Raw genomic sequence first — 13,184 nt, 5'->3', positions numbered from 1 at the left:
GACCTCCCACTGAATTGAAAATGACTTGATCGCCCATCCGGCGTAGACAGGGACAGCGGCAGCTCAAGCCGTCCAAAATCACCGGGGAAATCACAGTGGCCCTCAAGAACATCATCGGTATCGACCACGCCGTGGTCATGGTGAAAGACCTCGACAGCGCCGCCGAAAACTACCGGCGGCTCGGCTTCACCCTCTCGCCGCGCGGCACCCACAGCGCGCATATGGGCACCGGCAACTACACCATCATGTTCGACCCTGACTACATGGAGCTGCTTGGCGTGCTTGTCCCGACCGAGCACAACGCGCCGGCGCGGGCCTTTGTCGATCGGCACGGCGAAGGCATCGAGCGCATTGCCTTCACCGCCATCGATTCCGCTGCAGGCGCCGAGGAGATCCGCGCACGTGGCCTTACCCCGATCGGTCCGACCGATTTCGAGCGGCCGGTGACGCTGCCCGATGGCACGGTCGCGGCCGCCAAATTCCGCACCTTCATGTGGCCGACAGCGGAAGCGCCGGGCGGCGTGCGCATCTTCGCCTGCCAGCACAAGACCCGCGAGACGGTGTGGATCCCCGAGCTGATGACCCACGCCAATGCGGCCAAGCGGATCAGCGAGGTGCTGATCGCAACGCCTGAGCCCGCGAAGGAAGCGGCGCATCTGGCGCGGCTGATCGATCGCGAATCGAAAGCGGAGAACAACGGTGCGGTAACTGTGACCTCAGGCGGCGACCGCGCCGACTTCGTGTATCTGACGCTCGACCAGCTCGGCAAGCGCTATCCCGGCGTGCCGCTCACTGGCCTCTCCGAACGCGGCGGCGCGGCGCTGGTGCTCGTCAGCGGCGACCTCGCGGCAACCGAGAAGGCGCTCGGCTCGGCAGGCGTCCGCAGTGGGACGGCCATCGTCGTGCCGCCCGCCAAGGCCAACGGCACCCTGCTCGCCTTCATTGCCGGCTGAAATCGAACCGGCACCACGTTCCCGCGACGGGAACACCGTACTAACACCGGAAGTCCTCAGCCATCGCAGCTTCGCCGCAATTGCGGTTAAGAAGTCCTTGTCACCGGCGCGCCGCTGGTCGTTCCCCACAGTTCGAGGACTCTTACCGAGATGCGATTTCTCGTCGCGGCTTGCGCTGCGTTCCTGATTCTGATGTGCGACGTCAGCTCTCCGCCGACCCAAAGCTCTCACTTCGACAATGCGACGCCAAAGTCCGATCGCGCCCCCTCGCTGGTCCCCTTGGCCGAGCTCTTCCTCGCAAGCGTGCAGGCCATCGAGCTCGCCAATGCGCGCGCCTCCTACGAAGAGACGATCGAACCGCCGCCCGTGGTCGAAACGGCCGAACTGGCTCCGGTTTCGCCGACTGACCAATTCTGCCGCGCCCTCAAGGAAGCGGCCGAGGAGAGCGGCATTCCCGTGCCGTTCTTCGCCCGCCTGCTCTGGCAGGAGAGCCGGTTCAAGTCCAACGAGGTCAGCCAGGCCGGCGCGCAAGGCGTTGCGCAATTCATGCCGGAGACCGCCGCAGAGGTCGGGCTCGATGATCCCTTCGATCCCATCAAGGCGCTGCCCGCATCGGCAAAATTCCTGCGCAAGCTCCGCGATGATTTCGGCAATCTCGGTCTCGCCGCGGCCGCCTACAATGCCGGCCCCGGCCGCATCCAGAAATGGCTCGCCAAGGAGAGCGACTTGCCGCGCGAGACGCGCGACTATGTCCGCATCATCACCGGCACCAAGGCCGAGGACTGGATCGAGCGTTCGGGAGCCCTGGCGATCCGGATCGACCTGCCGCGCGAAGCGCCGTGCGAAGGCGTTGGCAGCCTGTCCAAGAGCAAGGACGTCGCCTGGGTACCCGCGAACCTTGCGCCTTCGACCGTCACCATCATTCGCAAGGCCGAGCAAATGGCGGCACGGCTTTCGGCAAACCGCGCCCGCAAGCGTCTCGTTGCCCTGCTCCACAAAAACGGTGCGGCGCATGGCAGGGGGCGCAGCATGATTGCGGCCCGTGCGAAGGGCGCGAAAGCCCACGCCATCCGTGTCGCGGCACGCGAGCGCTCCGCGGGCTAGGTCAGGCCGGCTTCTCGTCTCGGTCATCTTCGCGATCGCGGCAGGCGGGCGCCGCCATCCAGCAAAACGCGAAAACAACCCCATGCACCGTAGCCCTCGCCTGCCGGAACGGGGGGCGTCGCGAGGCAACTGCTGATTTTCAGAATCTCGGTTTGACTCGTCGGGCAAAACAGGTGCACAATGGCATCATCGCGAGTATCGGCCGGCGTCTCCCTGCCCCTCGATCATTAGGCACCCCGCCTCCGGTTGCTCGTAAACCCGCCCATCGACCTCTGAAAAATCGCAACCGCCGCAGAGCAAGCGCGCGATCGGCTCGCCGCGCGGCGAGCCTTCGCGCTTTGCGGCGGCAAAGGATCCATCGCATGATGACTTCCCCGACACATACCGAGATGATGCCCGTCGCTGCAGGCACTCCCGCCGCGATCATCGCAACCCCGAAAGTCAAGCTCCGCCGCAGCCGCCTCGTGATCGAGCATCCCGATACGCGTGCCGGGGAAAAGCTGCTCGCCGATGCACTCGGTGCCGTCGACCGCGACGCGCTGCATGGCTTGCTCAGCCAGCTGGTCAAAGCCAGCGCGGTTGCGCGCAAGCCCGACCAGGGCAATCTGTCCTTCATGGTCTCGATGCTGAAGAGCATGACGCCGAAGGACTCGCTCGAGGCCATGCTGGCGACGCAGATGGTGAGCATTCACATCGCCTCGATGCGCTGCGCCTGCCGCCTCGCCTGCACCGACGACGTGCCGCAGCAGGAAAGCCTCACGCGCACCCTGACCCGGCTGGCGCGCACCTATGCGGCCCAGATGGAGGCGCTGAACCGTCATCGCAGCAGTGGTGCCTGTGCGATCACGGTTCAGAATCTGTCGGTGCAGGACGGCGGTAAGGCCGTCGTGGGCCATTTCACGCAGCACGCGAACGTGATCGCGGCGCAGCCGGGCCTCGCGGATGCGGTCACGGCGTGAGCCACAGCCGCAACACCGATCCGATGCAGGCAAGCCCGCGCTGTGGCGCGCGGACACGCAACGGTGAAACCTGCCGCGCACCGGCGCTGCGCGGCAAGCTGCGCTGCCGCATGCATGGCGGAGCATGGGGATCGGGAGCGCCGTTTGGAAACGGCAATGCCGTCAAGCACGGCTATTTCACCAGCGAAGCGATCGAGGAGCGGAAATTTGTACGGACGGTGCTGATCGAAGCGGAAACTTTTCTGCGCAAGCTTCCCGCGGGATCTCTGTCAAACGGCAACCCCGACGTGAGCGGAACCCCACACAGCGCGGCGGGAACGGATTCCCCTCGTCCGCACTTAACAAAAGCTGGGAAGTGAGGTGCAACATGGGCCAATCAAAGCCGATCCGGCCGATCGCGATCGTCGTCGAGGATGACGATATCCAGCGCGAGATGCTGACGATGCTGCTCGAGGATAACAATTTCGACGTGCTCCAGTGCGAGGACGCCGAGACGGCCGCTCTAGCGGTGAAGGCACGACATCCATCCCTGATCGTCACCGACATCAGCTTGGTCGGGAAGATGAACGGCGTCGATCTCGCTCACTTTGCCCAACAGCAGAACGCCGGCATGCGGATCGTCGTGATCTCGGGTCGTCCGCTGCCTGGGCCTCTGCCGCCGGGGGCAAGGTTCATCACCAAGCCGGTCTTTCCGACGGCGCTGCTCGCAGAGACTGCGCAATAGCGGCAGTTTGCTGCCGCGCGTCCTCGCGAGCTCATCGTTCAACCCAGCCGCTGGCAATCGCGCTGGCCCAGCTCGGCATGCCCTTGTCGCGCGCAAGTGCAGCCATGGCCGTGCTGTCGTAGGGCACGTAGCGGAGCGTCGCGGACCAGCCGGCGCGGGTCCGCTCCAGAATGGCGTAGCAGGCGTGGGGCGTGCCGACCTCGACCACATAGGGAACAGGCGTCCGTCCATCGTAACCTGGCAGCCCGACGCTGCCGGGATTGACGACCATTCGCCCATCCCTCAGGCGGACTACGCGCGGGATATGCGTGTGGCCGCACAGAATGAGTTCTGCGTCGATACCTCCGGCGCCGGTCTCGATCGTATCGATCGGACTTGCGCGGACGCTGCCGTCGGCAGTGACGTGATCGAGCCAGAAGGCCGCGTCGTCCTTCGGGGACGCATGGCAAAGAAACACGTTCTCGCGATAGGCGAGCGTCGGCGGCATGCCCGCCATCCATTCGAAGTGCCTGCGCTCCAGCTGCGAAAAATCGCTCCTTGTCGATTTCCCTCCCCGCCAGAGCTCGACGAGAATGCGATCCTGGTCGCCCTGCACCGATGGAAAGCCCCGCTCCATCAGCAGGTCCGCCGTCCTGACAGCCTCGAGCGGGCCGCTGACGTGATCACCGAGGTTGACGATCTCCCTGATGCCGAGCTCGGCGATATCGCCGAGTACGGCTTCGAGCGCCGGGCAATTGCCATGGACGTCGGCGATCGCAGCAAATTTCATCTTGTCCTCCCCTGCGGGACGACCGACGATGCTCCTGTTGCGGGACGATGCAGAACTGGCCATTCGCTTTAGCTGCATTTTGAGAAGCGCCCGCAAGCTGAGTGTCAAATCGGCGCCGGGTGGAAACGTAGCACTGCCTTGATGACGCGAGCAAGCTACGGTTTTGACGGCTTCGCCGTTGATCGCGGCACGGCGCGGCGCGGCACAGTGCCGCATGCATCGGGGCGCCTGCCTTGCCGCGCTCGCGTGGATCAACGAACCACGTCCCGGTGTCCGTACATTGGGGACTGGATGGGTCGTGCTTGCGCAATTGCCTGCTTATTGTTACTTCGAGCTTGACTTGCATTTCTTTCGGTGCCGAAAGCGTTTCCTTTGAAGTTGGTTATATTCGATTTTGATGGAACGCTCGTCGATAGCCGGGCACTCATATTGCAATGCCATCGCTTGGCTTTCACGGAATTCGGCCTGCCGGTCCCGTCGCCTCAGGACAGCCTCGCGCTGATCGGTATGTCTCTCGAACGCGTTCTTGCGCAACTTGCTGGACCACGAGCTCCGGTCCAAGACATGGTCAGAGCCTATGGACGCATCTTACGTCAGCTCAGGTCCGAGCCGGACTTTGCGGAAAGGCCATTCGATGGGATCGCGACACTGCTTCGCGATTTGAACAATGCGCCTCCCGTCACGCTCGGCATCGCAACTGGTCACACCTCTGCTGCCGTCATTCCGGCCTTGGAAGCGCTGGGTTGGCGACAATACTTCAGGACCGTCCAGGCCGCAGACATGGCGCCCTCCAAGCCGCATCCTGGGATGCTGCTTCAGGCGCTTGACGCGACAGGTGCGAGAGCTGAGCAGGCCGTCTTCATCGGCGACACCTCCTTCGACATGGAGATGGCGCGGGCGGCGAAGCTTGAAGGCATTGGGGTGACCTGGGGATACCATTCGGCCGATCGCTTATTCGCAGCTGGTGCACACCGCATTGCGCGCTCGGTCGAAGAACTCAGGAGCCTGCTTTGTGTCCACTAAGGAACTTGTTCGCACGCCGAGCAGTGATGATCGGCGCCTTCCGCCGTTGTGCGAAGTTGCGCTGCCTCTGACGGAGACCAGATCTGCTCAACCTGAGTTCTTCGCATTTTGACCCTCAACAGACATTCTGGCCGTTCGCCGTTTTTCGGATGAAGTTCGTGCAGGAACCTTGCCCCTGCCTCGGATGTTGGAGTGCAATTGCAATGACTTAGGAGGAACTCGTATGAGAACTCTGTTATTGGCAGGTGTACTGGCGGTCGCTGGCTTCGCTATCGCTACGCCGATCTCCATTGCACCCGCGTCAGCTCAGGTTGAGGTTGATACGCCACTCGGCGGCGTGAGAGTGGGCCCGGAGCGACGCTACTACCGAGAGTACGATCGACCTGCTTATCGCGCTTACGGATATGATCGCGGATATCGCGGCGGATGCCGCACCGTCACGATCGAGCGCGACGACGGTTCGGTCCGCAGGATCCGCCGCTGCGATTAGCGGTGCCCGACTAGAAGATTAATACCCGGCGCTTCACAAAGGAGCGCCGAAGGAATTGGGAGCTATACTAGGGCCGCTTCAGTTGGCGGCCTCTTTCATTTTGCAAAGCCATTGGCGACGATGACTCCGAACCGGCATCAGCCAGCCGCTCTGTCCTGCGCGCGAAGGCATTCTCAAGAACGAACGCTTGCTTGCAAACAGCGGGAACCAAAAGGCCGGAGCTAGGTTGACAGTCCCGGCTCACGCCTCGACAACGTGATGCCGACCACGGCCTCAGCTCGGCGTCAGCCGCGGAGCTGAGGCCTTTTTGTCGCCTGTGTACATTTTTGTACAAAGCCCGGAACGCAATCCGGGTTTGTGACTCATCCCATGGGGACTTCGATGGGATAAAAAGACGTGCCGCGTTATACCTCTTTCGCCCGAGAGGCGGCAGCAACGTTGCTGCGAATGGCAAAAACCACAAAGGACCCGCGGGTTGCGTCGGGACTGATCCAGCGGGCGGCCGACTTGAAGGACCGCACGAGCGAATTACCCGCGGCTGATATTGACGCGGCCGCTGAGGGGCCAAAAAAGCCGCTAACGAAGAACTAAGCTCGCCCTACACGCAGAAACTGGTGCGAAGAAATGGCCCCAGCTCCGTAGGCAGGGGGCGAGCTGGGGCCTATCGGGGTCGCCCTTGGGGAAGGGCATCGGGAAAACTCGGCAATCCGCAAAGCGTTCCCTCTCTTCCATGTTTTCCGCCGCAGCAGCCGTTGCTCCTGGCTGAACTCTGCAATTTGAATCTGTAAGTGACCTGAAATGCTTGCTAGCATTCCTGTGGGCAAGCCTCCCTAAAAGAGGGTGGCGTAACGGGGCTAGAAGCAATGCCGATCAATGGGCTCTTGGGAAATGCCAGCTCGGCAGACGCTAAACGACTCCGTCAGGCGTTCGTTGCCGCGCTGAAATCACTACATCTGGTCGATCGCAACGATCCGATCTGCGAGATCGTCGCGCGGAAGGTGATCGAGATCGACGCCGCGGGCACTCATGACCCGGACGAGATCGCAAAGACGGCCGCGAGAGAACTCGGCCCCAATTGATTGAGGCCGCCCTGCAAGGCGGCCTCATCGTTCCTTTGGAAAGATTACCGGCCCTAGTCCCGGTCGTGGTCGTGGTCGTGGTCGTGGTGCTCGTGCCGGACGCCCGCACCTCCGGAGTGCGCAATTGCGTTTGACGTGAGGGAGGTGGACAGCAGCATGGTCATGGCTGGCGGCGTGACTGCTGCGAATTTTCCGCAAGTCTTGAGAAACTCACGCCGGTCTTCGTCTTCGGAGGGCATCACATTTCTCCCTGACCTTCAACTTGGGGTAGTTTAATATAGTCCAAATTAAATGAATTAAATTATGTTAAAAAGGTTCAATCACGAAATGTAACTGACCCTGCGACTTGCACTTCCTCTCGATTGCATACTTGACGAGCGTCAGCGCAGAGGTTGTACTGCGTTGCATATTTTTCCCGCGCTTTTTAATGTCGGCTGGGGCATTCCATGAGTAAGCGTGATTGGGCCGCTATCCTCCGCCAGGATCTTGATGCACTCGCTTCTGAGCTATCAGAACTGGAAGACCTTCGATCCCGCGTGCGGAAGGCCGAGCAAAGAAGACTAGGCCCTGCACTTCCAAGAAGGCGAGGATCAATCAGGAAGGCTAGCCGAGTTCGTTGGAGAACGCGACCCCACTGCTTCCACGTCTGAGACCTGCGTCTCGGTCACAAGTACCCGCTACGTAGGTGCGGTCTCGATGAAGCTTGCGGGGGCTGCCAGCGCGCAGCCTGAGGTTCGACCTTGTGCTGAAAGGTCTCAGTACGAGCAAGGTCCAGCCATGCCAAGGCAACGCAAAGCCATTTCGCGCGATGACTGCGCAGATCGTGCGAGTGGCTTGGGATCTCGTCCTCGCTTTAACACTTCGCAAGTCGCGGAGCCGGCGGAGCGGTTGCGGCGATGACCGAAGCACTCCGCTCCGCCTCAAGCACGCGGACGCGAAGACTTTCCAGTTCGCACAGTTGAGACGTGAGCTGTTCCAGGTGCTCACGCAGCAGCACAGCGGCATCAACCGCTTGACGATGATGTTCTCGCATGTCGTGGAAGCCCCCAAACCAAGCTTCGAAGAAAACTTGGATCATGGCCCGCCATTGGACCAATCGGGAAAATGATGCAATCGAGATTAAAATCCCGCGGCGTTGTTCCGACCTCAACATATGTTGCTTCAGCCAAAAGTTAATGAAGGCGGGTGCGGCCGGCCGTCGGCATGCGTTGGCGTGTGGCGTCGAAAGCGTGGCATGGCGTCGAGGAAGCGTGGCGCCGCAAGTGATCAACTTTTCGATTCCACGGAGCGCAAGGCTTCCTGCGCGCCACCGATCTCTTTTCAGGCGCCGACCATTGGGCGATGCTACTGTGGTGAGACCGCTCCGACGCAGCGAATTCAAGGCTTGTACCAACGCACGCCAAAAGAGATCAGCGCCGGCAGCTCGGCCTCCCGATCCGGACGGCTTCCTTATACGTGTGGGTGCAGACGGTCCTCTCCTGGGCTTTCTGCACCCTCTCTTGGAGGTTCTGGAGCTCAGCAAGCTGGCAAACGAGCACCCGAACGCGTTCGTGCAGAACGGTCGCACAATCATAGTCCTGACGAAGCTTTCCGAGGCGCAATTCAAGTTCACTTTTAAGTGCAATTAGCCTCACGGTGAGGACTTCATCGAGGTTTGTGTGAAGGGCCCACAACCGATCAATGGACATGCCATTCAATTGCCGCCGGTCCATGATGAAGGGCTCCTCCACTTGCTTTGAGCCGGCCCCCGGCTCCTGCGGCGCCCCGAGCGTGCTACCCACTCGAACGCCATCGGGTTCCATTCTATCAATTAAATCTAGTATATTCTATTTAATTTATTTATCTAGATTTAATAGCTATATTTAATGTAGATAGCGCCGTGGAAACAAGCGCTTACCTGCCGTCGTTCCGGCCTTGGAAGCGCTGGGTTGGCGACAATACTTCAGGACCGTCCAGGCCGCTGCCATGGCGCCCTCCAAGCCGCATCCTGGGATGCTGCTTCAGGCGCTTGACGCGACAGGTGCGAGAGCTGAGCAGGCCGTCTTCATCGGCGACACCCATGCATCTCGTGTGAGCCGGTAGAGAACTTGTGGCCGCAATGGATCACCTTCCGGGATGCGGGGATGATCGAAGTTCTCTGCAGGGTCGTGAGACATCTCAAGCTTCGCCATCAGGCGTCTGGACCGCGTATTTCGAATGCTTGCATGCGCAACAATCTCCGCGAGATGAAGCTGCTCAAAACCAAAGCCGAACGATGCTCGCGCAGCTTCGATGGCAAATCCCTGCCCCCAGAACGGCCGGGCCAGCCGCCACCCGACTTCGACCGCAGGCGTGAATCGTGCGGCAAAGCCAATCCGCAAGAGTCCGACCGCTCCCATGAATATGCCAGATGCGCTCGACTCGACGGCCCACATACAAAAGCCGTGAGACGACTGGTGGCTCTTCTGGAAGTCGATCCAAGCGTCCGCTGCCGCCCGCGTCGCCAGCGGACGGAGGAATTCCATCAAGTCAGGATCTTCAGACATTTTTGCAAAAGGCAGCCTGTCTGAATCCGTCCATGGCCTAAGGATGAGCCGCGGCGTCAAGAGCTGCATTGGGCTTGCTTTGACTGAAATATAACGGGACGCTCCTAATCCTGAATCACACAGATTGTGGCGACAGTATCACTGATCTCGTGGCGCCGTCACTTCCGCTTCTTTCCACATGCGAGCCGCCTGCCTTTGTTCATCTCGACAATGGCCTCGTTGGCTTCAACAAGAACGCCCCATTGATTCAATCGTGCGGTGTCGCTGCTCCGATCACCACGCGCGCAGCGAGTTCCCTGACGTTCGATGACGTGCAGCTCGCACGCGTTGCTCGAACCAAAATGCTCGCAAGCGGGGAACTTCCCGCGCCTGCGCCACTTTGGTTGGGCAACGGAAGAGCTTGCCATGAACGCAGAGACGGAACTGAAATTCCGGATCGCGCCGCGGCGGATATCGTCGGTCTTGAGCAATCACGGGCGGCGCCGCGACCGGTCCGAGCAGACGCTCCTATCGACCTACTTCGATACGAACAAGCACAAGCTCAGGCGCCACGGCGCGACGCTGCGGGTACGCAAGATGGACGGCCGCTTTGTGCAGACCGTGAAGGCGGGCGGCTCCGGTGGCGTGACGCGCGGCGAATGGGAAAGCGAAATTGCCGGCGCGAAGCCCGATCTCGCCAAGGCGAAGAATTCCCCGCTCGATGACTTCGCCTCCAAAAAGCTTGCCCGCAAGCTCAAGCCGGTGTTCCAGACCGACATTCATCGCACCGCACAGGCGAAACGGGTCGGGAATAGCGAGATCGAACTCGCGCTCGATCGCGGCCGGATCAGTGCCGGACGCCGCTCGCGACCCGTTTCCGAGCTCGAGCTGGAGTTGAAGTCCGGGCGCATCGCAGATCTGTTCCACCTGGCGCGGCGTCTCGAACGCACCACGGGGGCCGAGCTCGACCTGCGTTCGAAATCCGAGCGGGGCTTCAAGCTGATCGCGGGAGGCGGCGGCGGCGCGCAGCATGCCGAACCGATCGCGCTGAAACCGGCGCTGTCTGCGCGCGAGGCGTTTTCCGTCATCGCGCATTCGACGCTGCGGCAGATTACGGCGAATGCCGATCCGGTGCGCGCGATGGACTCCGAAGGCGTCCATCAGATGCGTGTCGGCTTGCGGCGGCTGCGGGCCGCGATCTCCCTCTTCAAGGAGATGCTGCCGCGCGCGAGCACCGCGCGGATCAAGAGCGAGCTGAAATGGCTCACGAGCGAGCTGGCGCCGGCGCGCGAGATCGACGTGTTTCTCAACGAGAGCATCGCGCCCGTGGCCGGCCAGGGCCTGCCGAGACGAGGCGTCCGCGCGATCCAGAAGAGGTTTTCCAGGCAGCGAACGACGGCCTTCGCCCGCGCGCGCGACGCGATTGCATCGCCCCGCTACCGCCGATTGCTGATCGACGTGATCGAGTGGATCGAAACCGGGCGATCCCGCTCCGATGGCGGGCGCACGATCGCCGCCTACGCCGCCGAGGTGCTCGACCGACGGATCAAGAAGGCGCAAAAGCAGGGGAAACACCTCGACGACCTCGACCCGAGACAGCGCCACAAGCTGCGGATCAAGGTCAAGAAGATCCGCTATGCCGTTGACTTCTTCGAGAGCCTCTACGCCGATCGCGACCAGAAGCAGCTCGCAAGCCTCTCCCGCCGACTGAAGCAGATTCAATCCGCACTGGGATCGCTCAACGACTTCATGGCGCATTGCGAGCTGGCGACCGAGGCGGCGTTGACCGCGCCGCCGACGAACCGACGTGCCCAGGCTTTTGCGTCGGGGTTCATCGTCGGCCATGAGCGCGAAGCGGCTCATGGCCTGATGAGGGACGCCGAAAAGGAACTGCAGCGGCTGCACCGGCTCAGCGTCGCGCCGCGCAAATGACCAGGGAGAACCGACATGGCATGGATTGGCACCTGGCGAAATCAGTTCGGCTCCGTCTTGCGCATCATCAGCGATGCCGAGGGCCGCGAAGGCAATTATCGGACTTTGTCGATCCGGCCGAGACCTCACGAAGGGTTTACGCGCCGCCTGATCCTCGCGCCATTGTCACTGGCCCTCGCACGGTCTCGACATTGGCGCTTTGCAACGTGGTCCGCCTCTCGGCGATGGCGTTGCTCAGCAGCTCGAGCACCAGCCCGAATGCCGCAAGCTCCTCATCCTCGATCGCGCCGTCATCGTAGCACGCAAGTGTTTCGCGGATGATCTCGTCGGCCTCGCGCTGCAGGGTCACAAGCTGCTGGTTGGACTCCGCGGTCCGCGCGCTGGACACCATGGCGAGGATTCTCCTGCGATGGCTGGTGTTTTCCTCTCTTTCGTCGCGGTTCAGATAGCGGCGCAGCCAGGCGGCGGCCGAGCCGATGCCGGACAGAAGCAGCAGCCCGAACCAGAAGTAATCGCCGTAGCGGTCGAGAAAGGTGCGTTCGTTGCCGTCGATCACGGCTGCCGCTCCGCGATGGACCGGCAGCTCCGTGTCCTTCTCGAGGTCCGGCTTGGTGATGTGAGCAGCGCCGGGGACCTGCCTGGCGATCGCCTGGCGAACGGCAAAGAGCTCGCGAAAGAAAGCGGCGACCGTCGTTTCGGACAGGGCCTTTCTCGCCACGATGAGATGGCTGACACTGACCGTCTCGACCTTGTCATCCGGCCAGGCTGGCTCGGCATTGAAGACGCTGGGCGGAATCTCCTCGGATTCGTAGCGGGGGTGCTTCAAGGCGATCGCTTCCGAGGTCTCGACGGCGAGAAATTTCGGCTCGCCGCGCAGGCGCGCGGTCGCAGCAATGGCGTCCGATGTGATCTTGCTGTCGAGCGGCCCGACCGCCATGAAGGCATCGAGATGGGGATCGCTCGCCAATTCCTCGAGATGCTCAGTGCCGAAGTGCGTCACCGCGACCTTGTCGGCGTCCACCCCGGCAGCGCCCAGGATCACTCGCAGCAACGCGGCATTCGCCGGAGTCTTGCCGATGATGCCGACATGATGGCCGGCGAGATCGGCAACCTCCTTGATTTTCGGCGTCGGCTTTTTCTTCGAGCGCTTGGTTGCCAGTCCGGACGGCGCCCACAGCACAACGAAGTTCTTGCGCACGACCGCCACTTGCTGCGCTTCGGCAGGCATGTCCAGGTCGCCGCGGCCGACGGCCAGGTCCGCCTTGCCGGCGCCAAGCAGGGCAAGGGACTGCGCCGCCCCCTCGGTCCTGACCGGCGACAGCCTGACAGTTCGGCTCTCGGCAGCGAAGGCATCAGCCATGGCCTGAATGACCTTGTCATCGTCGCTGCCCGGCGGTCCCACGGCGATGCGGAGCACGTGCGGCCGCAACGCGTAATAGAGGGCACCCGACGCCGCGCCAAAAACAAGAAACCCGACCGCGAGAGCCAACAGCAAGGAATTGCTTCTTCTCCGCTGCCGGCGGGCCGAGTCACTGGTCGTCTGGCTTGTACTCTCGGACAAAGACATCACCGCTGGCAACCGCAGATCAGGAGCGCTTGCTCTCCATCATACCACGTTTTCCCGAGGACAACGTCTTGACGGTCGAG

At 62.0% G+C, this 13,184-nt stretch carries 13 protein-coding genes and 1 pseudogene; 10 read left to right on the top strand and 4 right to left on the bottom strand.

Going from position 1 to position 13,184, the window contains the following annotated elements; translation table 11 throughout:
- Window positions 1–95 precede the first annotated feature (95 nt).
- From BM374_RS20530 to BM374_RS20510, 5 genes are all read left to right on the top strand, one after another.
- Complete coding sequence (locus BM374_RS20530; RefSeq protein WP_092295572.1) at window positions 96–953, top strand: VOC family protein; 858 nt, start codon at window positions 96–98, stop codon at window positions 951–953.
- 150 nt (window positions 954–1,103) lie between these two features.
- Window positions 1,104–2,057: a lytic transglycosylase domain-containing protein gene (locus tag BM374_RS20525; RefSeq protein WP_092295569.1), complete on the top strand. Its 954-nt coding sequence runs from the start codon at window positions 1,104–1,106 to the stop codon at window positions 2,055–2,057.
- A gap of 362 nt (window positions 2,058–2,419) precedes the next feature.
- Window positions 2,420–3,016: a hypothetical protein gene (locus tag BM374_RS20520; protein ID WP_502689452.1), complete on the top strand. Its 597-nt coding sequence runs from the start codon at window positions 2,420–2,422 to the stop codon at window positions 3,014–3,016.
- Window positions 3,013–3,375, top strand: a complete 363-nt coding sequence (locus BM374_RS39460; RefSeq protein ID WP_244552651.1) for an HGGxSTG domain-containing protein — start codon at window positions 3,013–3,015, stop codon at window positions 3,373–3,375. The genes BM374_RS20520 and BM374_RS39460 overlap by 4 nt, the downstream gene beginning before the upstream one ends.
- An 8-nt stretch (window positions 3,376–3,383) precedes the next feature.
- On the top strand, window positions 3,384–3,740 hold the full coding sequence (locus tag BM374_RS20510) for a response regulator (protein WP_092295567.1): 357 nt from the start codon (window positions 3,384–3,386) through the stop codon (window positions 3,738–3,740).
- A 31-nt stretch (window positions 3,741–3,771) separates the two neighbouring features.
- Here BM374_RS20510 and BM374_RS20505 read toward each other — a convergent pair whose 3' ends face one another.
- The gene (locus BM374_RS20505) at window positions 3,772–4,509 is read right to left on the bottom strand and encodes a metallophosphoesterase family protein (protein WP_092295564.1); all 738 of its coding nucleotides are present in this window, start codon (window positions 4,507–4,509) and stop codon (window positions 3,772–3,774) included.
- A 354-nt stretch (window positions 4,510–4,863) separates the two neighbouring features.
- On the opposite strand from BM374_RS20505, the gene BM374_RS20500 reads away from it, so the two are divergent.
- Both BM374_RS20500 and BM374_RS20495 read left to right on the top strand, forming a co-directional pair.
- Complete coding sequence (locus BM374_RS20500; protein ID WP_092295561.1) at window positions 4,864–5,532, top strand: HAD family hydrolase; 669 nt, start codon at window positions 4,864–4,866, stop codon at window positions 5,530–5,532.
- A 1,353-nt stretch (window positions 5,533–6,885) separates the two neighbouring features.
- Window positions 6,886–7,101 (top strand): hypothetical protein, encoded by a 216-nt coding sequence (locus BM374_RS20495; RefSeq protein WP_092295558.1) that lies wholly within the window; start codon window positions 6,886–6,888, stop codon window positions 7,099–7,101.
- Between the two features lie 53 nt (window positions 7,102–7,154).
- Here BM374_RS20495 and BM374_RS20490 read toward each other — a convergent pair whose 3' ends face one another.
- Entirely contained in the window at window positions 7,155–7,340 is a 186-nt protein-coding gene (locus BM374_RS20490) for a hypothetical protein (RefSeq protein WP_092295555.1), read from the bottom strand.
- Window positions 7,341–7,909: 569 nt separating this feature from the next.
- Between BM374_RS20490 and BM374_RS20485 the strand changes: the two genes are divergently transcribed.
- Complete coding sequence (locus BM374_RS20485) at window positions 7,910–8,209, top strand: hypothetical protein (RefSeq protein WP_092295552.1); 300 nt, start codon at window positions 7,910–7,912, stop codon at window positions 8,207–8,209.
- A gap of 806 nt (window positions 8,210–9,015) precedes the next feature.
- Window positions 9,016–9,120: pseudogene (locus tag BM374_RS39455) on the top strand (HAD family hydrolase); the annotation flags it as partial.
- Here the strand turns inward: BM374_RS39455 and BM374_RS20470 are convergent.
- Complete coding sequence (locus BM374_RS20470) at window positions 9,102–9,695, bottom strand: GNAT family N-acetyltransferase (protein ID WP_092295543.1); 594 nt, start codon at window positions 9,693–9,695, stop codon at window positions 9,102–9,104. The pseudogene BM374_RS39455 and the gene BM374_RS20470 overlap by 19 nt on opposite strands.
- A gap of 336 nt (window positions 9,696–10,031) precedes the next feature.
- Between BM374_RS20470 and BM374_RS20465 the strand changes: the two genes are divergently transcribed.
- Window positions 10,032–11,537 carry a CYTH and CHAD domain-containing protein gene (locus BM374_RS20465; RefSeq protein ID WP_092295540.1) on the top strand — a complete coding sequence of 502 codons (1,506 nt, stop codon included), beginning with the start codon at window positions 10,032–10,034 and terminating at the stop codon, window positions 11,535–11,537.
- Window positions 11,538–11,673: 136 nt separating this feature from the next.
- Here BM374_RS20465 and BM374_RS20460 read toward each other — a convergent pair whose 3' ends face one another.
- The gene (locus BM374_RS20460; RefSeq protein ID WP_092295537.1) at window positions 11,674–13,104 is read right to left on the bottom strand and encodes a TAXI family TRAP transporter solute-binding subunit; all 1,431 of its coding nucleotides are present in this window, start codon (window positions 13,102–13,104) and stop codon (window positions 11,674–11,676) included.
- Window positions 13,105–13,184: the final 80 nt, after the last annotated feature.

It is taken from the genome of Bradyrhizobium sp. Ghvi (assembly GCF_900115265.1).
Classification (GTDB): domain Bacteria; phylum Pseudomonadota; class Alphaproteobacteria; order Rhizobiales; family Xanthobacteraceae; genus Bradyrhizobium.
This window is presented reverse-complemented; position numbering and strand designations above follow the sequence as displayed.